Consider the following 25,170-nt stretch of genomic DNA (forward strand, 5'->3'; position numbering starts at 1 on the left):
GTAAGTTTAGTTAAGAATGATAAAGACTATCAATTTATAAATAAAAATTATAAAATGCAGGTTCTTAATGTTTGAAAGGAGTTTTTCTTGTAATGAGTGGTGCTTTTATTAATTTGGAGGAAATATTGTAAAATGAAGTGTATTAAGTCTTTATTCTTTCTTTTGAGCTTTTTAAGCGCGCTCTCTGCTGTAGCTCAGTCAGATCTAATATTAGAAAATTCTCAACCCTCCATTAAATGGAAGCAGGTAATTACTCCCGGCTTTAGGGTAATTTATCAGGATGGTTTCGATGAGCAAGCACAACAAGTAGCCGGTAAATTACAATATTTAAGAGCTCCGGAGTCTGAAAGTCTGCTAGGCGATAAGGAGCCCAAAAGAATATCCGTTATTCTACAAAACCGAAACTCTATATCCAATGGTTTCGTAACGTTGGGCCCCAGAAGGTCTGAGTTTCAGACTATGCCGCCTCAGGATTATAATTTTGTGGGTAACAACCGCTGGCTTGATCTGCTTTCGGTACATGAGTTTAGGCATGTGGTGCAAAACCAGCATAGTAAAAGAGGATTTAACAAGGTTTTCTATTATGTGTTTGGTGAAAATACGCAATCTGCCATGGCCTTTTGTGCCGCTCCACGCTGGTTTTGGGAGGGAGATGCAGTAGCCATAGAAACGGCTCTAACCAATAGCGGGAGAGGAAGAATGCCTTCTTTTAATCGTGAATTTAGAGCTAATACACTGGAAAAAAAGAGATACAACTATCATAAGCAACATTTAGGTTCTTATAAAGATTTTATTCCTAATCATTACGTGCTGGGCTATCATTTTGTGGGTAGTCTGAGAAAGAGAACAGGGGACAAAAATATATGGGGCAGGGTCACTAAAACGGCTTTTTTATTTCCTTTTATACCTTTTACGTTTTCTAATTCACTCAAAATACAAACGGGAAGCTTTTTGGTGGATAATTATGAATTAATGATGAATGATTGGGAAAATACCTGGCATGAGCAACTGCAGGGCTTGGAAATAACTGACTTCACTACTATAAACAAAAGAGAGTCAGAGGTTTTTAGAAATTATGAGTTCCCGCAACCGCTGGAAGATGGCAGAGTGTTAGTGCTAAAATCAGGCATTAGTGAGATTCAAAAGTTCGTGATTTTAGATGCTCAAGGCAAAGAAGAGGTGGCCTATACACCAGGAATTATGAATAGTTCAGGTATGCTTTCTCTGCAAAACGGTCAATTGGTTTGGAATGAATACCGCTATGATCCACGCTGGAGACAGAAGAATTATTCGGTGATTAAATCCCTCGATTTGGAGAATGGAAAATCCGAAACCATCACGCGCAAAAGTCGTTATGCAGCCGCAGCATTGTCACATAAAAAAGGCAAGATAGTAACAGCCATGAATACCATTGAAGGAGAGAACTATTTGGTGGTGATAGATGATGTAAGCGGAGAGGAGATAAAAAGATTTTCGGATGCTAACAATGCTCTCTACGCTATGGCACGCTGGAGTGATGAGGATAATGCCATTGTAGCTCTAAAAGTGAAAGATTCAGGCAAAGCGGTGGTAAAAATCGATTATAATACCGGCGAAGAAACTATATTAATTACTGTAGACAATGAGAATATTGGTCATCCGGTATTGAAAGGTCAGTATTTGTTTTATAATTCTCCTTACAGCGGCATTGATAATATTTATGTGAAAGACCTGAAAAGCGGTACAGCGTATCAGGTTACAAGCAGTAAGTTCGGAGCCTATAACCCGGCCATTTCGCCTGATGGAAAGTTTATTTACTATAATGATTATACCGTTAATGGTTTTGATGTGGTTAGAATTCCTTTTGCAAAAGACACTTGGAAACCCCTGGAACAGGTCGAAGATAGGAGCTATACATTGCCAGAGCTATTAACCGAACAAGAAGGGAATCCTGATATGCTCAGTCACGTTCCTGATGAGCGTTATCCCGTGAAAAAGTATAGCAAATTAGGTCATATGTTTAATATTCATAGCTGGGGGCCTTATGCTACTACAGACCTTACCAGAGCGCAGTTAGGCGTGTTTTCCAGAGATGTATTGAGCACTACTGATATTTCATTAGGCTATATTTATGATGTGGAGGAGGAGACAGGCTATGCTTCTGCAGGTGTAACTTATCAGGGTTGGTATCCTATTATTGATTTGGAAGTGACCAGAGGGAATAGGTCTACTACTGAAAGTTATCAGGGTGAGGATATAGGATTTAAGTGGAATGAGACCACGGTCGATGCCGGTTTTAGAATCCCATTATTGCTTACCAGATCGAAATTTCATAGTCAACTAACTGTTCAGAATAATTTTAGTCTCACGCGGGTATCAGACTATAACCAGCCAGAGAGAATATACATAGACCAGCAGGCCAATGGAGACTTGTTAACCAATGAGACTACCCTGAGCTATTACAGGCTCCTGAAGCAAAGTACGCGTGACTTGTACAGTAAATGGGGGCAATCTATTACCATCAATCATACAACTTCCCCTTTTGGAGGTGATTATGATGCCGGGCAGACTGCACTTAGAGGTAGCTTTTACTTTCCAGGCCTATCAGCCAATCATAGTTTTTATTTAAGAGGTGCTTATCAACATAGAAAGTGGAAATTAGATACGCTCAGTAATGATACTTACATCCTCAGAAACCAGATTCCGCTTACACGAGGTTATTCTCATTCTACCTGGGAAGATTTTGTGTCTCTTTCTGCTAACTACGCTTTACCCCTTTGGTGCCCTGATATAGCCTTTGGCCCTATATTGTATGTTAAAAGAATAAGAACTAACTTATTTTATGATTACGGGTATGCAAGCACTGATCTGGTAAATAATCAGCAAAGAGTACAGTTAAAAAGGGACGCCATATACCAATCTTTTGGTGCAGATTTCTTATTTGATATAAATATTTTTCGATTCCCGCCAGAACTTTCACTAGGATTTAGAATTTCCTATGCAAAAGCCAATGATTATAGCTCAGGAGGTAGTAAGTTTGAGCTACTGATATCAAATATTAGTTTTTGATAAAGATCATATTTTATTTGAAATCATTTATTTGAATAAAGGGATTTTAACCCTTATTTTTGGCACACAAAATTTAATAGAGACCTATGGCAGAAGTAATACGTATGCCCAAAATGAGCGACACCATGGAAGAAGGTGTGATCGCGTCTTGGTTAGTGAAGGAAGGAGACAAGGTAAAGTCGGGCGATATTTTAGCAGAAGTAGAAACAGATAAAGCAACAATGGAGCTGGAATCCTATGAAGATGGGACATTGCTTCACATTGGTGTAAAAGAAAAAGATGCAGTGCCGATTGATGCTGTAATAGCCATCATCGGTGATGAGGGTGAAGACATCAGTGGCTTGCTGAAAGAGATTGAAAGTGGAGGTTCTGATAATGGAGCCGCCAAAGAAGAAGAGCCATCGGATAGTGGTGCCGCTGCTGACGAGGATGTAGAAGAAATCGACGCCTCTGATGTGAATGCCACCATCGTGACTATGCCGAAAATGAGTGATACCATGACAGAAGGTACCATTGCAAGCTGGCAGAAAAAAGTAGGTGACTCTGTATCTTCAGGCGATGTAATGGCTGAAGTAGAAACAGATAAGGCTACTATGGAACTGGAAGCTTACGAAGATGGAACTTTACTATACATAGGTGTAGAAGAAGGTGACTCTGTTGAAGTGGATGGTGTGTTAGCCATTGTAGGAGAAAAAGGTGCTGATTTCGAAAAACTTCTTAAAGCACATCAGGCAAAAGCCAAAAAAGGTTCTGGTGGTGAAGAGAAGAAGGAAGCCAAAAAAGAGGCTCCTAAGAAAGAAGAAAGCAAACCTGCTGCTACACAAGAGAGTGCTGCTCCTTCAACTACAGAGGGTGGAAGAGTAAAAGCATCTCCTTTAGCTAAGAAAATGGCTGAAGATAAAGGGTATGACATCACTAAGATCAAAGGATCAGGTGATCATGGCAGAATTGTTAAGAAAGATGTAGAAAACTATACTCCTGCAGCTCAGGCACCTGCACAACAGGCTGCTGCTGGTGGAGAAGGTACTACAGTGAACATCCCTCAGGTAATAGGTGAAGAAAGCTACGAAGAGGTGAATGTTTCGCAAATGAGAAAAACCATTGGTAAGCGTTTAGCTGAGAGTAAATTTAGTGCTCCTCACTTCTACGTAACCATGGAAATTAACATGGACAAGGCTATTGAAGCCAGAAAGGCCATGAATGAATATTCTCCTGTGAAAATAAGCTTTAACGATATTGTTATTAAAGCGGTAAGTGCTGCTTTGAGACAACACCCTAAAGTGAACTCATCTTGGTTAGGAGATAAAATCAGATATAACAAGCATATCCACGTAGGTGTGGCTGTAGCAGTAGATGAAGGTCTTTTAGTACCTGTAATCAGATTTGCTGATAACAAGTCATTATCTCACATCTCTGCTGAGGTGAAAGACTTAGTGGGTAAAGCTCATAATAAGAAATTACAACCTAGCGAATGGGAAGGTAACACTTTTACAGTGTCTAACCTGGGAATGTTTGGCGTAGAAGAATTTACTGCCATCATTAACCCGCCAGATTCTTGTATCTTAGCTATCGGAGGTATCAAACAAACTCCTATAGTTAAAGACGGACAAGTGGTGCCTGGTAACGTAATGAAAGTAACCCTTTCTGCTGACCACAGAGTAGTGGATGGTGCTTTAGGAGCTGCTTTCTTACAAACACTAAAAGGACTACTTGAAAATCCGGTAAGAATTTTGGTTTAAGAAATAAGATAAATCATTAAACAATATACCCTGGTAGTTCCTTAACTATCAGGGTTATTTATTTAAAAGAACTGATGGGAAAAATTAAAGTAAGATCTACTACGGTATTGGCCGTGGTGCATAATGGAGAAGTAGCCATAGGGGCTGATGGACAAGCTACCATGGGTAACTATGTAGCTAAAGGCAACGTGAAGAAAATCAGAAAGCTGCAAAATGGTAAGATTGTAACTGGCTTTGCAGGATCAACGGCTGATGCTTTTACCCTTCTGGAAAGATTTGATGAGAAGCTTAATAGCTACGGCGGCAATATGAAGCGTGCAGCCATAGAGCTGGCTAAAGACTGGAGAACAGATCGATATCTAAGAAAGCTGGAAGCTATGCTTATTACTGCAGATAAAGATGAGGTGCTGATTGTTTCCGGTACAGGAGATGTGCTTGAGCCTGATCATGAAGTGGCAGCAATAGGTAGTGGTTCTATGTATGCTCAAAGTGCTGCTTTAGCATTGAAAAAGCATGCTACTCACCTGAGTGCCGAAGAAATGGTGAGAGAGAGTCTTAACATAGCCGCTGATATTTGTATCTATACTAATCATAATTTAATAATCGAAAAAGTAACGGGCTGATGCTAACTATATATCATAACCCCAGATGTACCAAGAGCAGAGAAACACTTCAGCTCATAGAAGAGCATGGAGATATGGTTGAAGTGGTAGAATATTTAAAAATGCCACCCAGCAAAGCTGATCTGGAAAAAATTGTAGAAAAGCTGGGTATAAAACCCCATGATCTGATCAGAACAGGCGAAGCAATCTATAAGGAGAAGTACAAAGGCTCAGAGCTTTCTGACGATGAATGGCTTCAGGCAATGGAGGAACATCCAAAATTGATTGAACGCCCCATAGTGATTAAGGGCGACAAGGCAATCATTGGAAGACCTCCTGAAAAAGTGAAAGAGCTTTTCTGAATTCCTTGTTTTAGGGTAGAAAAAAAGTCAAAAACAAGGTTATTCATACATTTGAAATGGCCCTTAGGACATTTGTCATACCCTATTTTGGAGCACGGTCTACAATCTAGTTTGTTATTTTCAAGAATAGTGAAATGAGTTCGGTAGGGGTACATGCCAAACATAGGAATGGTGTTGCCCCATATGCTGAATATTTCCTTTTTAAACGCTGCCGCTATATGCATAAGACCGGTATCATGGCTAAATACATAGCGAGCTTGTTTTACAAGTGATGCAGACTGGTTCAAATTAAACTTGCCACAAGCGTTATAGATAACCGTTTTTTTGTTAAGCTTCACTAGCCCTTCTTCCATAGGTTCAGATTTTTCTGATCTTTCGAAGAAGCGTTCTATAGCCTGGGCGGTTTCATTGTCGCCAGGACCTCCTAATAAGATGATAGGCTTATTAATTTTATCGCAAAGCTCTATCATTCTGTTAATGGGTAGCTTTTTAGTGTTGTGCTGTGCGCCGATAGCATAAGCTACATATTCTTTCTGATGCGTTTCAGGGAGCCACTCCAAAGGCACATTATCTTTATCAGGGATAAAGTAATCTAAGCCCAGGTTATCCATTTTTACTCCTAAGGGTTGGGCTGTTTCCATGTAGCGGTCTACAATATGCCTATTAGGCAACTTGTTGATTTTCATATTCACCATAAGCCATTTCTCTTTGTTCAGCTTTTTGAAAGAAGCGCTTCTGGCGGCTAATCTGGTTTTGATAATTTTGGTACGCAGGTTTTTATGTAGATCTATGATGTAGTCATAATGCTCTTTCTTTAAATCTGCCACCAAATCGCCCATACTATCCTTTAAATAGTGGATCTTATCAATATAGGGGTTGTTTTCAATGATCTCCTTAAATTGATATTTGGTACAGTAATGTACTTCAGCGTTTTCTACCTGGGTTTTTACGTTCCTTATTACCGGTGTGGTTAGCACTATGTCTCCAATAGAAGAGAAACGTATAATAAGTATTTTTGTCATGAGGTTGAGGGTTATCCTACTTGGGTTAAAGCTTTTTCTTTTTTTGTAGTAAAGTACGACTCTAAATCATTCAAAGACAAGCTGTTAAGGTTCATTTCTTTTGTGAGTCCTCCTTTTCTGCCTACGCATAGTCCATAATACATGTCATGGTAGCCAGCTTTAGCGTGAGCATCAGGGTTAATACTAAGCATTACGCCTTGTTCCAGAGCATAATGAACCCATCGCCAGTCAATGTCAAGTCTTCTTGGGTTAGCGTTTATTTCTATCACTACTTTGTTTTTGGCGCAGGCATCAATAATAGTTTTATGGTCTACAGGATAGCCTTCGCGCTGTAGTAGCAGGCGGCCAGTCATGTGGCCAAGAATAGTAGTGAAAGGATTTTCTACCGCTTTGAGTACACGTTCAGTGGCTTTCTGAGCATCCATGTTAAGTACAGAATGTACAGAGGATACAATGAAGTCAAAGCTGGCTAGCACTTCAGGATCATAGTCTAAGCTGCCATCAGGGAGGATGTCGCACTCTATGCCTTTGAATATTTTAAAGTCTTTGTAAGTTTTATTTAGTTCATCTATTTCTGCTTGCTGCTCTGTTACGCGTTTTTCATAAAGGCCATTAGCATAGTAAAAAGATGATTTACTGTGGTCTGTAATGCCAAGGTATTCATACCCTAATTCCTGGCAGTAGTCGGCCATTTCTTTTAAAGTATGCTTACCATCACTGTAAGTAGAGTGGTTATGTAAAATGCCTTTGAGGTCAGACATTTCTATGAGTTTTGGGAGCTTGTTTTCTGCTGCCAGACCTAACTCAAACTGTCCTTCTCGTAGTTCAGGAGCTATAAAAGGCAAGTCAGCTAATTTATAAATATCTTCTTCTGAAGCTATAGTGCTTTCTTTTACAAGGTCAGCAAGACTTTTCTCTTCTTTTACAGGTGTATGAATGTGAGTAGGAGTACTAGTAGTTAGGAAAAGTTGCTTTTGGAACTCTTCAGCCGAAGTAAACCTTACCCTTACGGCGGTATTTTCTTGAGTGAGGTGACCTCGCCAGTTAAAAGGACTGCTTTTATCTTCTTCCGCAGTAAGGCTTTCATCATTATCTAAAAATGCCCTCACCTTACTTTCATCAGTGGTGGCGCAGAGCAGCATAATTTCCTCTATTACTTCTACTTTTCTTCTAAGCGCTCCTGAAGTAGATATTTGTATGTCATTAAACTCAGCCTTGAGCCTTTCAATAAGTGCTTCTGCCAGGGTTTCAGCCTGAGCATATAGTAGTTTGCCTTGATGTGCATTTCTGAATAAAATGGCCTCTTTAAGATTTTTCTGAGTCTTATCTCCAAAACCTTTGAGTTTGGTCAGTTCACCTTCATTTATGGCTTTTAATAACCCCTCACTATCCTGAATATCAAGGTCTTTCCATATCTGCCTGATTTTTTTAGCTCCTATGCCTTTAAGGCTCAATAAATCCAATATGCCCTCAGGGGTTTCAGAAAGATATTTTTCCAGAATGGTTAAACTGCCTTCTTGGTTAATTTCATCAATAGCTGCGGCAATGCTTTTGCCTACACCGTTTAATTTTTCGAGCTCTGCCAAGCTAAGCGAAGCCAGTTGCACGGGCTCTCTTTCAAGGTTAAAAATGGCATTATTATAGCTCTTAATTTTAAATTCGTTTTCACCATGAAGCTCCATTAACTGAGCCGTGGTTTTTAATAATTTGATAATTGATTTGTTATCCAAAAGGTGTTTTCTTTATTGGTCTACTACAAAATAAAGGAAACATTTCTATCAACCCACTATTATTTGAAGGCTAACTGTGATTTAGAATATTTATAATTAGGGAGTTGTTTACATGATACTGTCTAAATCAGTATATTTTAGGTGTATTCTAAACCATTTCGTTCATACATTACATTATGAAATTTAACACTATTCTGTTATTCTTTCTTTTGTGCTCATTTAGTGCCTTTTCTCAGCTTAAGCAGCTTACCCGCTATGAACTGGACAGAAAAAGCGGAGATGATTTCTTTACTGTTATTTCTGCAGGTAATGAGGGACTGATAGTGATACAAGAAACCGATGAGTATGAAAAAGGTCAAGGCAATACCTGGAAGGCAATATTGCTGGATACGCTCATGCAAGAGCGGTTTAGATATGACCTGGCTATTGAAAGCACCTATATCTTTAGAGGGTATGACTTTAACAATGGTATATTTTATATGCTATTCAGACATGATGAAGGCTTAAAAAGTGATTTTCACCTCATTACCTTACATGTGGCTACTGGAGATTTAAAACGTTATGATATTAAAAATGAAATAGAGCTGGAGCTGTCTCATATGATAGTAGTAGGCGAACGAGTGGTGCTGGCTGGTTATGTGCGCTACAGCCCTACGCTGGTTTCTCTTACCATGGGCGAAGACAATCTCTCTGTAATTCCGGGTTATTTTAAGGATAGAAGTGATGTTATAGACCTGCGGGCTAACCATAATAGCACTTTTAATGTGCTTACCAGGGAGAAGAATTATGATGGCTATTATCTGCGTATGCGTACTTACAGCCCTGAAGGACGGATATTATTTGAGAAGGAAATAGAAGTGCCATTTGATTATCGCGTGGTAGATGCTAAGACTACTGATTTTGTGAGTGGCAATATAGCTGTGGTGGGTACTTTTAGCAGGGGGAGCACCTCTTCATCTCAAGGAATATTTTTCACTATAGTGCAGCCCGAAGGGAAAAGGGAAAAAATGATATATTTTGGTTATGGTGATCTGGAACATTTCTTTGATTATATGGGGGAAAAACGATCTGCCCGAGTAAGAAGGCGGGTGGAGAGGAAAAAGCAGAGGGGTAAAGATTTTAACTATAGTTCTAAATTATTATTACATCAGGTAAGAGAAGAGCAGGACGCTTACATTATTGCAGCTGAGATTTATGATCCTGAATTTGAGCGATATCAGGATCCGTCTATGTTCTCTCCTTATTATGACCCTCGTGGTTTTAATCGATATAATTCTTTTAGCCAGCAGCGCTATGTAAGAAGGCCTTATGGTTATCAGGGGCCTCATGAACCTAATCACTTCAAATACCTGGAAACTATAATAGTGAAGCTGAATGATGAAGGTCATCTGCTGTGGGATAACAGTTTTGCCATAGAAGAGGTGGAGTCCAATTCATTAGAGGCTGTTACTGATTATAATGTAAAAGGAAATGATATTAGCATGATATATAAGTCTGATGAAAAGCTCGCTTATAAAATTGCTGAAGGCAGTGAAAGCATAGTGGAAGATGCTGACGAAATGGCCCTGCTTTATGAAAATGATGAACTGGATCATGAGTATGAAGGCGTAGGAGGGGTGAGTCATTGGTATAATGATACCTTCTTTGTTTGGGGCTACCAAAAGGTGCAGAATAAGAAAAATGAAGCGGTTGATAATCGTCGAAGTGTGATCTACATAAACAAGGTGGAAATTGATAAAACCCTCCAAAATGAGCAGTAACCTTAATTTAGTTTAATTATAAATTAAAATCGCAATGAACATTTTCCCGTTTTTTATCCTTTCTTTGATATAAACTAAAACGGAAGAACTATGGAAAATGTATGTAAAAACTGTAACCACTGGGCGCCAGAAGCACCAGTAGTTGCTAATAAGGAAAATTACGGAGAGTGTAACAAATTAAGTCATGTGGAGTCTAAAATGGATCCTGACTTCATCATTCCTGTACTTAATGGTGGTAAACCTGTGAATAGTGAATCTAAAGAGATTGAATACATCACTGGTTCTACTTTCGGTTGTAACCAATTCGCACAAGCGTAAATAATATTTCAGCTGTTTTAAAAGTAAGGGTTGCTCAGCAATATCATTCTGCTTTTAAAACAGCTTTTTTTCTTTAATGACTCGCCAGTTCATAGATAAAGTATCCTATTATCATCAGGATCATAGCTGCATACATTAGCAGATCTACCCTTACATATTCTTTATATTTCCTGTACAAATTCATTAATTCTCTCATGTGCTCTAAGATAAGTGTTTAATTTATTTTAAATACTTTGAATTTGCCGTTATATTGGTCTTAAGTTATGAGTACTACATTAAGAGAAAAGAAGGCCGGGTTCGGAACGGGTCCCGTATTCTTTACAGCAATATCTACTATTTTGGGTGCCATTATGTTCCTGAGATTTGGTTATGCTGTAGGTAGCGTAGGGTTTGCAGGTACTATTGGTATTATCTTATTTGCTAATTTGGTTACCATACCTACTGCTATGGCTATAGCCGAAATAGCTACTAACCAGAAAGTAGAGGGTGGAGGTGAATATTATATCATTTCACGTTCTTTTGGCATTAATGTAGGTGCCGCCATTGGTATAGCTCTATATCTGTCTCAGGCCATAAGTGTGGCTTTTTATACCATCGCTTTTGCCGAAGCTTTTGGGCCAGTGTTTGATTATGTTAACACTCAGTTCGATCTCAATCTGTCTGATAAAAGGATTATAAGTCTGCCTGCTGTGATATTGCTGAGTATACTTATGATTAAAAAAGGGGCCGATTTAGGCATGAAGGCTTTGTATGTGGTAGTAGCCATCCTTTTTCTGTCACTTATTATGTTTTTTGTAGGCTCTACAGATTACAATTCAGCCATGGTAAATCTCCGCTGGACTGATCATATTGATAATCCTGATACCTTTTTCGCGGTTTTTGCCATTGTCTTCCCTGCCTTTACCGGTATGACGGCCGGTGTAGGGTTGTCTGGTGATTTAAGAGATCCTAAAAAGTCTATTCCATTAGGTACACTGGCAGCTACTATTGTGGGTATGGTAATTTATATATTTATTGCCTATAAGCTGGCTGTATCAGCTGCTCCTGGTGATTTGGTAGAAGATCCTTTGATTATGATGCGCATAGCGGCTCTGGGTCCTATTATACCTATTGGCTTGGCGGCAGCCACCATTTCTTCTGCACTGGGCAGTATTATGGTTGCGCCCAGAACTTTGCAGGCACTGGCCAGTGACAAGGTGTTTCCTTTGCCTCATATTAATACGTATTTGGCGAAAGGGAAGAAAGGCTCCAATGATCCTATCAATGCTACTATAGTCACCAGCCTCATAGCCATTGTTTTCGTTAGTCTGGGCGATGTAAATGCCGTAGCGGAGATCATCTCTATGTTCTTTATGATTACCTACGGTTCGTTATGCCTTATTTCATTTCTTCAGCATTTTGCGGCTGATCCTTCATACAGACCTTCTTTCCGGTCTAAATGGTATGTTTCTTTACTAGGGGCAGTGTTATGTGTGTACCTCATGTTTAAAATGAATGCACAGTATACCATTATTTCAATTATTTTAATGACGGGGATTTATTTCTTCGTAACCCAAACGAGCAAATCAAAAGAAGGACTGGCAAAAATATTTCAAGGCGTTATCTTTCAGCTGAGTAGGCAGCTGCAGGTGTTTTTGCAGAAGGCTGAACGAGGAGAAGAGGGGTGGAGGCCATCCGTAATTTGTATTTCCTCTGATTTCTTTAAGCGCCCGGCGGCTTTTCAGTTTATGAAGTGGATATCTCATCGCTATGGTTTCGGAACTTATCTACATTATATTAATGGATATTTCTCAAAAGATTCCTATCAAAAGTCGCAGGAGCAAATACGCAGGTTATTGAAGGTGACAGGCTCCACCCGCAATAAGGTGTTTGTAGATACCCTCATTTCGCCCTCCTTTACCAGTGCTGTGGCTCAGGCCATACAGTTGCCTAGTGTTTCCGGTAAAGAGGTGAACATGATTTTGTTTGAATTTGCCAAAGACAACATCGCTAACCTAACGGACATCATAGATAATTTCACTATGGTGAAAGCTGCTGAATTTGATATTTGTGTGCTGGGCTCCTCAGACCGGGAGTTTGGCTTTAATAACAGTATTCATATCTGGCTTACACCTAATGATCTAAAAAACAGTAGTCTTATGATTTTGATGGGCTACATCATTATGGGGCACCGTGATTGGAAGAATGCAGAGATCAAAATTTTTGCAGTGGTAAATGAAAAGGAAATGTCTGAGCAGGAGGAAATGCTCATATCTATGATTAAGGCAGGTCGTTTGCCTATCTCTCCTAAAAATATTGAGCTCATAAAGCATAAGCTGGAGGTGAGTACTAAAGAGATTATTAATGATAAGTCACAAGATGCTGATCTTACTATTGTAGGATTCAGGGCTGAAGCTATAAAACAGCGCGGTGCAGAAGTATTTAAAGGGTATGAAGGAGTAGGAAATATTCTATTTGTGAACGCTTCTAAAGAAAAGGAGATACAATAGTTAAACTTCTTTTTTGAACCTTACGAAGAAGCTGGCTCCTTTTTTTAGCTCACTTTCGCACCAGATTTCAGCATTAATAGCATCGGTGTATTTTTTCACTATTGATAGTCCCAGGCCTGTAGATATTTCATTACCTGTAGGTCTGGCTGATAGTTTTTGGTATTTTCTGAATAGCTTATTCTTGTCTTCTTCGCTAAGGCCAGGTCCTTGGTCTTTTACTTCAAAAAGAGCATGATCTTCATCTTCAGTTAAGTTGATGGTGATAGTGGTTCTGCGTGGAGAAAATTTAATAGCATTAGAGATCAGATTTTCAAGAATTTGATGGGCCAAATCTTCATCTGCTTCAGCTATAATAGGCTTGTTGATTTCATATTCCAGAGATATAGATTTTTCCTCTGCATTGAGCTTATAGTTAGCAATGATCTCATGTAATAACTCAGTCAGGTTGATGTCAGAAAACTCTACATTGAGTGCATTAGCCTCCATTGATTCTACATCTAATATGCGAGTAATCATGTCGTTAAGTTTACCTGCACTATACTCTATAGTGTTCAGGTATTTCATGGTCTCTTCGTCTATCCTTTCCGGGTGGATTTTTATCACACTGACCAAACCTTTTATCTGACTCAGTGGACTTTTTAAATCATGAGCTACTATGCCAATAAGGCTGTTCTTTTCTGAGTTTAAGTTAATGAGCTCTATGTGCTTTTGCATAAGCTCGTCTTTCTGTTGGCGAGCCACATCATGCATATTGCTAATGGTTTCATTAGCATTATACAGGTAGTCAGCCTGATCTTTTAGCTCCTCATTCTTTTCAGTAATGGTATCATTGGCTTCTTTTAACTGGTAGGCCTGGTCTTCTATTTTCTGCTTTTGACGGCTCAGTTCTTCATTTTTATGCCATATATTTTCATAGGCATCTTCAAGATGATCCATTAGTTTGAGAAGCTCCTTTTTCTTATGTTCTAGCAGATAATTATCAGAGGAGACTATTTCATTCTTCCTTTTTAGTTGATTGGCTTCAATTTTAAGGTTGTCGATTTCTGTGATAAAATCTTTCACACATTCATCATTAGAGGGAAGGGCGTGCTTAATAAACTCCTGATGCTTTTTTACAAAGTTTTTGAGCTCAGGGTCTTCTGAATTTGCTGCAAGAGTAAGCAAACCATTTATAAAACCTTTCGGCAAATAAGTATATTCAGATGTTTTTGCTTTTTTTTTAATGTTAGTCATCACACGCCATTTTACTGGCTAATGAAATTAATTGAATGCTATGGATTATGCTATTATTTGTAAGTTAAATATAAAAAATTATTATTTTATTATCTTTCTAAATAAGGGATTGTGTGTAAAGTGCTGTTAATGCGTTCCGTTCACAATTAACTCAATCTATGACATTATCCCTTGTTATCCGTTATAGGATAGACACTCACAATTAATGTTCAATATCTAATTTCAAAAATTAAAATTTATTTTCATATACAATGTCTAAATTAAACCTAGATAAGAATTAATCTTGATCTAGATAAGGCAGATACTAAACGAGAATTATGGGTTAAAGCCTCCCTGAATGCAAAAAGATAGGAAAGCTGATCTTATCCTCATTCCACACTTTCTTTAATTGGCTTATTACATCCGAAACGGGATTTTTTTGATGAGTTGAAATATACTTTTGAACAGATGACCAGGTGTTAAGGTAGCCTTCCATGTGTTCTATAGTCCAAGGCAGTGTATATTTGAAATACTGTTTTTCATAATTTCTAAGTCCGAAAGAAATACCATCATATTCATTCATAAGTATGGTTCTTTCAGGGTCCCAATTAGGTCCAATTATATCGTCATGGAAGTGTCTGATGATTTTGTTAGCTTCCTTATTAATATCAATAAGCCCATACCCCCAGTAGCAGAGCCAGGCCTCTGGAGTAGCTACTTTTCTTGCTTCTTTAATAAAAGCCTCATGATTGAACCAGTGGAGTGCCTGTGCTACCGTAATCAGATCTACAGATGCCGCAGGGATTGAACTGTCTTCGGCGGAAGCCACTAAATATTCTATATTATCTAGTTGAGGAGCCTGATCTAATTGTTTTTTACTGATGTCTGTGGCTATTACTTTTTCGAATTTTTTAGCTAATTGCTGTGCTACCTGCCCGTTACCTGTAGCACAATCCCAGGCACAAGAAAATGAAGTGACACGTGCGAAAAGTGTATCATAAAGTTCTTGAGGGTAGTGAGGTCGGTACTGTGCATACCCTTTTGCCTGTCTGGAAAAGTTATCCTTCATAAAAAATGCCTAATTTTAGATGATAAATAATGAACAGATAAATGATATTATCCATTAAAAGTTACTGGTACTCAACCTAAATTTACAGTCATGAAACGCTCAAACATACTACTACTTATAATTTTAATTTATGTAACCACAGCCTGTGGTCATAAAGAAACGGAGGATACTGCTGTTAAAGATCGGAAAGCGGGGCTTGTAGAAGCAGACGTAGCTGTTTTTTATCCTGATGAGTTCGATTCCGTTCAAACGCTACCTTCTCTGGCTATTATTAAAGATTTAGAATATACTAATGATCTGCCTGATGATTGGAATATAAAACCTGAATTTAGCGCTAATGATAGTGCCAGTGTTGTGAAAATAGCCTTTCTGGAGGGAACGGATTTATATGGGAATGGTGAAGTAACCGGCCCTTTGAGAAGAAATGGCACTAAAATAAAACTATGGAATACTGATAATTTTGGCTATGGCAAGTTTGATGGTAAGCAGCTTTATCAGGCACATCCCTGGGTGATGGGTGTACGACCAGACGGAAGCAGCTTCGGAATTATAGCGGACAACACTTATCGTCAGACTTTTGAACTGAATAACCCCATAACCATTACCTCTAACGGCCCATCTTTTAGAGTGATAGTGATTGAAAAGGACAGTCCGGAGGAAGTTTTGAAGAGTCTGGCTGACCTTACCGGAAAAATGAACTTGCCTCCTTTGTGGGCTTTGGGTTATCAGCAGAGTCGTTATTCTTATTATCCTGATTCGCAGGTGAGGGAGATAGCCAAAACCTTTAGAGAAAAGCAGATTCCTTGTGATGTCATCTGGATGGACATTAACTATATGGATGGTTTCCGAATTTTTACCTTTGACGAAAAGGGCTTTCCTGACCCTAAAAAGCTTAATGATGACCTGCACAGCATGGATATAAAGGCGGTTTATATGATAGATCCGGGAGTTAAAAAGGATTCCGCTTATTCTATTTATCAGCAGGGTAGTGAGGGCAACCACTGGGTGCAAGATGCTGATGGAAATGAGTTTAATGGAGAAGTATGGCCTGGCCAGTGTGCCTTCCCCGATTTTACCCGACCAGAAACGCGAGAGTGGTGGTCTGGCCTATATCAGGATTTTATGCAGTTAGGTATAGATGGTATTTGGAATGATATGAATGAGCCAGCTGTATTCGATGGCCCGGAAGGAAGCATGCCTTTTGATAATATTCACCGTGGTGGTGGCTACTTGCCGGCTGGTGAGCATATCCGCTATCATAATGTGTATGGCTTGCTTATGGTTAAGGCTAGTAGAGAGGGAATGATGAAAGCGAAGCCTGAAGAGAGGCCTTTTATATTATCAAGAGCGAATTATTTAGGAGGGCAAAGATATGCTGCTACTTGGTCTGGAGATAACGTTTCTACTGATGCTCACATGAAAATGTCTATTCCTATGACTATCACCTTGGGGCTTTCAGGTCAGCCATTTAATGGACCAGATATCGGTGGTTTTACGGGTGATACTAATGAAGAACTTCTGGCTCAGTGGATGTCACTGGCTCCATATTATCCTTTTTGCAGAAATCACTCTGCTATAGATGTGATAAGGCAGGAACCCTGGTCTTTTGGCAAAAAGACAGAAGATGTTTCGCGCACAGCAGTGAACAGAAGGTATAAGATGATGCCTTATTTATATACCCTTTTTCATGAGGCCTCACTAACTGGTGTGCCTGTGATGAGACCTGTATTTTTTGCTGATATTAAAGACAAGAAACTTAGAAAGGAAGAGCAGGCATTTCTTCTGGGTGAACAATTACTGGTAGTGCCTCGTTGGGCTACAGAGCCAGCGCTGCCAGCAGGAGATTGGAAAGATATTCCTTTTGAGAAAAAGGATGATGGCTATCAGGCTACAGTAAAGTTAAAAGATGGCGGTATAGTGCCTATGACTAAGCTTATTCAAAGCACGGAAGAATATTCAGCGGATTCTTTAACATTATATGTAAATATAAACGAACAGGGAAAAGCGGAAGGAGAACTATATAATGATGCTGGACAAGGTTACGAATATGAGTCCGGAGGATATGAATGGTTACATTTTCTTATTAATTCTGAAAATGAAAGTAGCTTTGCTCTGGAAGTAAACAAAAAGGAAGGCAATTGGGATAAGAATCATACTTATAGGCTGGCCTTAGTTACAGATGGTGGTATCAAATACACAGAATGGAAAACTGAGGATCTTACATTTTCTTTGAAGAATTAAGTTGAATTGAAAACCTTTTTTTAAAAATGGTGTCTTTCTTCGTGAGGATGGATTTCTCGATTATTTGAAATAAGTCGAGCTCATGAAGAAAGAGTTAAAGCATATATGACATTAAGACATAAATATTTTAATCTGCGTTCGTTAAGAAGATCTCGTCGAGGTCTTCTTATCAGCCTTTTAATCTTTGTGTTTGTTATCGTATTTGCACTGTTGCTTACCTATGAGAAGCTGATCAACTACTATGCTTATGACCTGTTAGGGAGAAGTATTCAAAAAACGGTAGAGATTAAAACAGATGGCCTTTACAGTATTTCCTATGATAGTATAGCGGTCGATTTTTTTAAATCAAAGGCTACGCTATATGAATTCGAGGTAAAAATTGATAGCTCCCAAATAGAGGAGAATGATCAGCGCACACTCTTTGCAGCTAAGGTGCCGCTGATGGAGGCCAATATCATTAACCTCATTGAGATCATTTTTAAAGATGAACTCAAGATAAAATCCATGTCATTAGAAGATCCTGAGGTGTGGATAGCTCAGCCCCGCAGGAGTGATAAAAGTCTGGGGTTATCTAAAGAAAGTGGTGACGTTTATAAAACCATCACCGAACAAATAAAGGCCTTCAACTTAGGTGAATTTAAGCTTAATCATGCTAAAATAAGCTATAAGCGAGAGCTTCTGTCTCCTCATTATGATTTTGTAGCCAGCAATATATCTTTTACTATTAAGAACTTTGGTTGGAATAGAAAAAAGGCTGATTCAGACCAGAAATTTTATACTGATCATATTAGCCTCATGCTTAAGAATCAGTCTTTTAAACTAAGAGACTCTATTCACGAAGTAAATTTTGATTCTGTATTTCTATCTACTAAGGATTCTAAAATGAGCTTGATGAATGTTCATTTGTATCCACGTTTCGATAAGCTTAACCAACCGGAATTAATAGGTAAAAATGCCTATTATGTAGAGATTCCTGCCCTAAAGCTCAGAGGGCTCAATTTTGGAAAGGCCTATGATGATAACATTCTGGATATAGACAGCATAGACTTGGTATCTCCTAAGTTTGCTATGGATAACTTTCATGGCGCCAACCCTGATCAGGAGTTAAGTCCTTCTACTGAGCAGCTTATTAAGATTATCGCGCAGCTATTCAACGTTATTCAAGTGAGTAATGTAAATATCGATGATGGTAATATCAATATACTTAGAGATAGGGCTACATCTACCTCACGGTTTAAGGCCAGTAATATTTTTGCCAGAGTTAAAAATGTGAAAATAGACACGCTGGCTTATAGCGAAATTGGTTATGACAGCGCCACTGTGGGCTTAAAAGATTACCTCTACACCATGCCTGATAGTGTGCATGTGCTTAAGTTCGGCAGTTTATTTTTTACCACTACAGATAAATCTAATATTAAGGTAGATTCAGTACAAGTGTTTGATCGCCTGTCAGATGCAGAAAAGAGGGATAACGGTGGCGTAATTAATATAGTTGCTCCTCACATGGAAGTGACCGGTTTTGAGTTTGAAAATTTCATAGACAACAATGAACTGGTAATGAATAAGGTAGAGGCTATGCGGCCAGATATCACTTATTATATGAAGAGCGGTGCCGGGAGCGCTAATAAGGAGTTTAACCTTCCGCATCAGGTACGTAACATTTTCAGCCTTCTAAAAGCGGATAGCATTAAAATTAATGATGGTAACGTAAGATTGGTAAAAAAAGGTGTAGACCAGGTTAATGTGCAGGGATTAAAAACCTCAATAGGGGAGATCTATAATGATAGTAATAAGTCCAATCTATATTTGGACAGTGTGCGCATGTCTATCAAAGCCCGTAGAATATTACTGCATCCATCTTCTGATTTTCATGGCGAGCTTAGCTACGTCACACTTATACAACAAGAAGAAGCAAAGGCTCATATTAATAGAGTAGAGATTAATCATGATAAAGGAATAACTGCAGATTTTGATCATGTTGAGACCTCAGCCAAAGGATTAGCGATACTACTCAATAACCCAGAAAAGGCTATGAAAGGTCTTACGGCCAGGCATTTTAAGATGACAGTAGATGCTGATAAGCTTAAGGCAAGTGCCAACAAGGCCGGTAAACAGCGTGCTTCTACAGTCTTCAGTAACATTAGTCTTGGGGAAGGTGAGGTGACCATTCTTAAAGATGGTAGCGAATGGTTACATACCAATGTGCACAAAGCCGGATTTTCGCGTCTGGAGATAGGTAAGAAAACTAAAGTGTATGGCGTGTATGGTAACTTTGGCCGTACTTGGCTAGAAAAAGGAGAAAACAAAATTTCTGTAAGTAAGCTCAAAATATCTGGCTACAGAAATGAGTTTGCCGCTAAAGATCTCATTATTAATGGTAAAAACCACCTGTCCATAGATAGCGTGGCTATGATGGGCGCTGACGTAAGCGGCCTTATAAATGACGGTAATTTATATGCCCGACACCTGGTGATGCGCAAGCCTGAGCTACATTTAAAAAAGGCGGCAGCTAATACTAGTAAAAAGCAGCAGCTCACTATAGATGATGTAAGAAAGGCGCTTAACGAGACCTTTGCCGATATAAATGTAAGAAAAGTATCTTGGGATAAAGCCCATATTTATAATGATGATGGCTTTGAAATAAGAAACTTCAATGCTGATCTGAAAAATGTAAAAGTGTCTCAGACGGCGGGAAGAAAAGGTAAAATTCCTTTTATGCAGAGCATCACTGGTAATATTCAAGAGATTAAATTGCCTCTTAAAGACGCCTCGGTTACGTTAAAAGGTATAGTGGTAGATTCCAGAGATGACATGATCAGAATCAACGAATTTAGTTATTCTGATTTTGCAGGAATGACTTCTGTAAACTTGCCGCAATTTCAGAGTACCATACCTGATGTACATGCACTTTTAGATGACCAAAGACTGGTTTTTAATAAAATCACCTTGCCGCACCCTAAACTTGCTTTTGAAAAGAAAAGCGAAGGTGGAGATAAGAATAAGTTCCTATCTAACACGGCTTTAAAAAGCATAAGCATTAAGCATCTTGACCTTCAGCATGGGGATTTACTTTTAAAAAGGGAAAAGAAAGATTTTGAACTAGATGACTTTTCTATTGATGTTTTCGGTATTGTGCTTAACGAAAACACAGATCTAAGTAAAGACCTTCTGGTGTTTGATAACATACGGCTGGCTACGCCTAATCTTACTTTTTACACTAAAAATAAGTTAAATAAGTTGGTGCTGGGTAATGTGAAGTTCGCTTCTCAGGATTCAAGTCTTACGGTAACAGACATGTCCTTTTCTCCTGTATATGGCAGAGAAGAGTTTTTTCACCACAAGAAATATGAGAGTGATTATATAAAGGCCGATGCCAAGCTGGTAAAGCTATCTGGTATTAACCTGGATAAGTTCTTGAACCATCAAATTATTGATAGCCGATTACTGCTTATTGAAGGGGCTGAAGTGGATGTGTTTAGAGATAAGAATATGCCAGATCCACCACGTAAGGAGAAGGTGATGTATCAAATGGCTCTGATGAATTATGACAAACCCTTTAATATAGAGAATATACAACTTAGGAATGTAGATATTGCCTATAATGAACATGCTGAAAAGGCGCTGAAGCCAGGAACTATTACTTTTAATGACCTCAATGCGGATTTTAAAAATGTGACTAATCGCAAAGATCTGTTAAGAAGGAATAAAAACATGGTAGTGAATGTTAATGCCCAAGTGATGGGTAAAGCACCATTAAACCTCACCGTTACTTTTGATATGCTGTCTAATGATGGTGCTTTTTCACTGGGAGGTAATCTGGGAGCCACATCACTAACAGTCTTCAATGATATTACAAGAAATAATGCTTTTATAGATGTGAAAGACGGCTATGCTAATAGTCTTATGTTTAGCGTAAAAGGAGATGAGAAGGTGGCTTATGGGAATATGGATTTTCATTATGAAGACCTGAAGGTTACAATACTCAATAAGCATTCGGGAGATTCTAAGCTGGTGAAATCTATTGCTTCTTTCTTTGCCAATACCTTCGTGATTAATAAAAATAATCCGCACTTATTTAAGTTCAGGGAGGGAAAGATCTATTTTGAAAGGAACCCTAATAAATCATTATTTAACTACTGGACTAAGTCCTTCTTAAGTGGGTTGGTAGCCAGCATAGGTGTAAATAATAACCGCAAAGAATTTGAGAAAGTCACTAACGGAGATCAGTCTGATAAGTGATTTTGGTCATTTGATTTTTCTTGTGAATGAGGCACATTGAAATACCCTTCTTTTAAAATGAGGAAGGGTAATTACTTAAACCTCATGAAAAATGACCTACAATAGACAAGAAGCTAACAAAGAGCTTGTAATTCGATTTAATAGAGAGTTTCTGGAACAAGGAGACTTTGCTGTACTTAATCAGTTGATTGATCCTGATTTTATTAATAGAACACCATTTCATGGCACTCGTACTGTAGAGAGCCTGATAATGTTTAACCGGTGGCTGCATGAATCTTTAAATGGCATTCAGATAGAAATGAAAGAAATTGTATCTGAAGATGATATGGTGGCTTCCAGAAAAATAATCAAGGGTACTCATACAGGAAATATTACTGGGCATCAGCCAGGAGAAGAGGCTTGTTTTCAGGTAATGGATTTTATAAGGGTACAAAGAGGCAGGTGCCTGGAGTACTGGTCTGTAGATGACTTTAAATATGAACTCCAATATTCATAAATGGAGCAAATAATTTCCAGCGCTGAATAATGATTCTCATACATCAGCGCTGGAAATTATTATTTAGCCACCATTTGCTTTCTTTTACTTTTGAGTAAAAACTCTATACCAATAGTGGTAATAATGCCTAAGGTATAAGCTAGCATATCTATCCATTCAAAAGATACGCCCAGTACTATTCTGGCCAGTCGGTTATCTTGTAAGCCTAATAGATTAACCATTTTGAGGTATTGCATGGTTTCTATAAAATAGGAGAAAATTAGTACCCCTATAGCCGTTTTTACTACCGGAAAATCAAAGAAACTTTTCACAAAACAATAGACAAACATCACTACCAGGTAATCTCCAATGTAGGGCCTTACAATATTATCATGCACATAAAGCGCTATAAAAACCTCAGTGAGGAATAGTAAAATGGTAAGGACAAAATACCGAATATTAAATTTCAACATGTTCAGAATTAGGGTTTAAAAATTGGGCTACATCTTGCTCCCATTGGTTATTGATGTTCTCTAAAAGTAACCTGTGACCTGCCTCAGGGTAGTTTTTTAGCTTCTTGGGGCCTTTTAGATTATGATATATATTATCAATTTCTTCTTTGCTCACGCGGTCATCTTTCTCGCCATAGATAATTAAAGATGGCACTTGTATGTCTTTAGCATATTCTTCAGGGTTATGGTCAAAGGCATTAAACCCATTGATTACTCCACCCCAAAACATGAGCATACGGGCACAAGGGAATGATGGGATATGAAACAGGCTGAAGCGTGCTTCTACCGCCTCTAGCATAGAATCGAAAGGAGCTTCAAGAATAATAGATTGAGCATTTAGTTGATGGTCTTTCATGGCTTTCATTATGGAAGCGGCGCCCATAGAAGTTCCAAAAAGTATAATTTTGCTTTCGTTTTTTCTTGCTTTTATAATGTCATAGGCCGCTTTTACTTGGTCAGCTTCATAGTATCCGAGCGTGGTCTGGTGTCCTTCTGAGCCTCCTGACCCCATGAAGTCAACCAAAAAAGTATTGAAACCCATTTTATGAAATTTTTTTGACTTAGCAATCAGCCGAGACTTATCACTGATATAACCATGAAACATGATTACTGTGCCCTTAGACCTCCGAGCTGGTATGTACCATCCTTCCAGCGCTAAATCATTACTTTCAAACACTATAGTTTCATAAGGATTGTAAGGTACCTCTGTATTCTTTGGTCTGGCGGTACCCAGGCCATCATAAACCAGGCCTTGTAGCTTTTTCTTTACTTTTTGGTATCTGCTGGTAACAGTAGGCTCCCCATTACTACTAAAATGGGTAAGCTTATATGCCAGAAATATGGTAATAACATTTAAGCATAGAAAGGCTATTAATAAGCCTATACCCCAGCGTTTTAAGGTTTTAGTTTTAGGTTTCAAAGCTAACTATGTTTTACTAGGTGAAGGATGTTGATTATAGCACGTTAATATAATTATAAGAGGGGTAAAACTGTGAGTTATTCAATCTTTGTTTTCAATTTACTTAACCTTTATTTTTTGATAAACTGGATAAGTGAATTTAAATCCGATTGAGTCATTTTAATGCTTCCGTTCAATTTTACATTGTCGTTTTCCTTAGTTCCGTATAATTCTACAACGGATAAATAACTTACTCTATTTTCCAATATAGGTATTTGAGCTTGTAATTTATTGAAATCAACATAAAGGCCTATTAAATTTTCTGATGCACTGTATTCCGCATCTAAATCTGTGGCTAGGTTGCTGATGATTAGCAAAGAGTCCTTCTTGCTGGTATTTAGATGATAAAGCGGAAAGAAGCTTTCATTAACCTGACCATTTTTAAAAATGCCTTTGTTTTGAAGATATTTTTGCATGGAGTCTGCTTCACACTGCACTGCCAAACTAATACCCGGTACTCTTGAGGTGTTGATTTCTTTTTGTTCTACCTTTTCAAAATCATCATTGTACTCATAGTTGATGATGGTATCCTGCTGTACCGTAGTGCCGGCTATTTGTAAGTCAATGCCATTTCGGTAGTAAGAATTTAGCTTTTCACCGGAAAGCGTCACATGATTGATAGTGAAGAGGGTGTCTAGCTCTGCTGTAGGAGTGGCAGATAGCCAGGCGTGTAGTCCCATGCTATCCAGGTTCTGTTTTACCTGGGTTTGTTGAGGTATCTCCAGGTATTTGTGCAAGTTAGCTAAGCCGGATATACTTACTTCTCCTGTGTTGAAATCAATGGTTACTTCTGAGTTTTCTCCAAACAGGCTTACATCACTTTCAGCATCTCTTAAAGCTGTTATGGTTGGGGTGTTTCTATCCATAGGAGTGAGGTTGAAAAGTAAATCGTGCAATTGGCTTTTTACATTTTCCCTGTCAAAAGAGAAGGCCACAAAGGCCATGTTTTCATTATAGATTACTTGCAACTGTCTGTTATCAGTAGTGCCATAGGTGTAATTTTCTTCAGGCTGGTATTCGTCAATAGATAATTCCTTTTTAAAAAAGGCCTGCATGCCTGCACTGTCTTTAATGTGCAGGGAGGTGTAAAAGCTGTTAGGTGTAGTCTTAAGGTTATAAACGAATACATTGGCAGGTATTACGAATGAAGGATCTTCTGCCTCTTCTTCGTCAGTTTCGGTGCTGTCAGAAGAGCTTTGGTAGTAGTATTTGGGGTTAGTGATGGAGTTGAAGAGCAGTTTTTTGAATAACTGATCTATGTTAGCGCGCATGACAATCTGAGCACCTTCGGGGATGTTATTGTAAGACCGTGATTGTCTTAATTGTAAATAGAGGTATAAAGCAAGGAGCAGCAATAGCATAACTATTGCCGCTCTTTTTAAGAATCTTAACAT

Annotated in this window: 17 protein-coding genes; 10 read left to right on the plus strand and 7 right to left on the minus strand. The window is 38.6% G+C overall.

The window, feature by feature from the left end; translation table 11 throughout:
- Nucleotides 1-132 precede the first annotated feature (132 nt).
- The 4 genes from LVD15_RS17800 (at nt 133) to arsC (ending at nt 5,751) form a co-directional block, all read left to right on the plus strand.
- Nucleotides 133-3,048 (plus strand): TolB-like translocation protein, encoded by a 2,916-nt coding sequence (locus tag LVD15_RS17800; RefSeq protein WP_233776567.1) that lies wholly within the window; start codon nt 133-135, stop codon nt 3,046-3,048.
- Between the two features lie 86 nt (nt 3,049-3,134).
- Nucleotides 3,135-4,787, plus strand: a complete 1,653-nt coding sequence (locus LVD15_RS17805; protein WP_233776568.1) for a pyruvate dehydrogenase complex dihydrolipoamide acetyltransferase — start codon at nt 3,135-3,137, stop codon at nt 4,785-4,787.
- 74 nt (nt 4,788-4,861) lie between these two features.
- Nucleotides 4,862-5,410: an ATP-dependent protease subunit HslV gene (gene hslV / locus LVD15_RS17810; protein ID WP_233776569.1), complete on the plus strand. Its 549-nt coding sequence runs from the start codon at nt 4,862-4,864 to the stop codon at nt 5,408-5,410.
- A complete protein-coding gene (gene arsC, locus LVD15_RS17815; protein ID WP_233776570.1) occupies nt 5,410-5,751 on the plus strand; it encodes an arsenate reductase (glutaredoxin) in 342 nt (113 codons plus the stop codon). Before hslV ends, arsC begins: the two co-directional genes overlap by 1 nt.
- Here the strand turns inward: arsC and LVD15_RS17820 are convergent.
- Nucleotides 5,646-6,773 carry a glycosyltransferase family 9 protein gene (locus LVD15_RS17820; RefSeq protein WP_233776571.1) on the minus strand — a complete coding sequence of 376 codons (1,128 nt, stop codon included), beginning with the start codon at nt 6,771-6,773 and terminating at the stop codon, nt 5,646-5,648. The two genes, arsC and LVD15_RS17820, sit on opposite strands and share 106 nt — an antisense overlap.
- An 11-nt stretch (nt 6,774-6,784) precedes the next feature.
- On the minus strand, nt 6,785-8,503 hold the full coding sequence (gene polX / locus LVD15_RS17825; protein WP_233776572.1) for a DNA polymerase/3'-5' exonuclease PolX: 1,719 nt from the start codon (nt 8,501-8,503) through the stop codon (nt 6,785-6,787).
- A gap of 176 nt (nt 8,504-8,679) precedes the next feature.
- On the opposite strand from polX, the gene LVD15_RS17830 reads away from it, so the two are divergent.
- The 3 genes from LVD15_RS17830 to LVD15_RS17840 all read left to right on the plus strand — a co-directional run bounded on the left by LVD15_RS17830 (nt 8,680) and on the right by LVD15_RS17840 (nt 13,070).
- Complete coding sequence (locus LVD15_RS17830; protein WP_233776573.1) at nt 8,680-10,263, plus strand: hypothetical protein; 1,584 nt, start codon at nt 8,680-8,682, stop codon at nt 10,261-10,263.
- 90 nt (nt 10,264-10,353) lie between these two features.
- Nucleotides 10,354-10,581 carry a hypothetical protein gene (locus LVD15_RS17835; RefSeq protein WP_233776574.1) on the plus strand — a complete coding sequence of 76 codons (228 nt, stop codon included), beginning with the start codon at nt 10,354-10,356 and terminating at the stop codon, nt 10,579-10,581.
- A gap of 263 nt (nt 10,582-10,844) precedes the next feature.
- The gene (locus tag LVD15_RS17840; protein WP_233776575.1) at nt 10,845-13,070 is read left to right on the plus strand and encodes an amino acid permease; all 2,226 of its coding nucleotides are present in this window, start codon (nt 10,845-10,847) and stop codon (nt 13,068-13,070) included.
- Here the strand turns inward: LVD15_RS17840 and LVD15_RS17845 are convergent, their stop codons facing one another.
- The gene (locus tag LVD15_RS17845) at nt 13,071-14,303 is read right to left on the minus strand and encodes a sensor histidine kinase (RefSeq protein WP_233776576.1); all 1,233 of its coding nucleotides are present in this window, start codon (nt 14,301-14,303) and stop codon (nt 13,071-13,073) included.
- A gap of 322 nt (nt 14,304-14,625) precedes the next feature.
- Nucleotides 14,626-15,351, minus strand: a complete 726-nt coding sequence (locus LVD15_RS17850) for a class I SAM-dependent methyltransferase (protein WP_233776577.1) — start codon at nt 15,349-15,351, stop codon at nt 14,626-14,628.
- A 90-nt stretch (nt 15,352-15,441) separates the two neighbouring features.
- On the opposite strand from LVD15_RS17850, the gene LVD15_RS17855 reads away from it, so the two are divergent.
- From LVD15_RS17855 to LVD15_RS17865, 3 genes are all read left to right on the plus strand, one after another.
- Entirely contained in the window at nt 15,442-17,592 is a 2,151-nt protein-coding gene (locus tag LVD15_RS17855; protein WP_233776578.1) for a TIM-barrel domain-containing protein, read from the plus strand.
- A 186-nt stretch (nt 17,593-17,778) separates the two neighbouring features.
- A complete protein-coding gene (locus tag LVD15_RS17860; RefSeq protein ID WP_233776579.1) occupies nt 17,779-21,831 on the plus strand; it encodes a hypothetical protein in 4,053 nt (1,350 codons plus the stop codon).
- 91 nt (nt 21,832-21,922) lie between these two features.
- Nucleotides 21,923-22,327 carry an ester cyclase gene (locus LVD15_RS17865; RefSeq protein ID WP_233776580.1) on the plus strand — a complete coding sequence of 135 codons (405 nt, stop codon included), beginning with the start codon at nt 21,923-21,925 and terminating at the stop codon, nt 22,325-22,327.
- A 59-nt stretch (nt 22,328-22,386) separates the two neighbouring features.
- Here the strand turns inward: LVD15_RS17865 and LVD15_RS17870 are convergent, their stop codons facing one another.
- From LVD15_RS17870 to LVD15_RS17880, 3 genes are all read right to left on the minus strand, one after another.
- Nucleotides 22,387-22,779: a ribosomal maturation YjgA family protein gene (locus LVD15_RS17870; RefSeq protein ID WP_233776581.1), complete on the minus strand. Its 393-nt coding sequence runs from the start codon at nt 22,777-22,779 to the stop codon at nt 22,387-22,389.
- A complete protein-coding gene (locus LVD15_RS17875) occupies nt 22,766-23,737 on the minus strand; it encodes an alpha/beta hydrolase (RefSeq protein WP_233776582.1) in 972 nt (323 codons plus the stop codon). The genes LVD15_RS17870 and LVD15_RS17875 overlap by 14 nt, the downstream gene beginning before the upstream one ends.
- A gap of 110 nt (nt 23,738-23,847) precedes the next feature.
- A complete protein-coding gene (locus tag LVD15_RS17880) occupies nt 23,848-25,170 on the minus strand; it encodes a hypothetical protein (protein WP_233776583.1) in 1,323 nt (440 codons plus the stop codon).

Source organism: Fulvivirga maritima, assembly GCF_021389955.1.
In the GTDB taxonomy this organism is placed as follows: Bacteria; Bacteroidota; Bacteroidia; order Cytophagales; family Cyclobacteriaceae; genus Fulvivirga; species Fulvivirga maritima.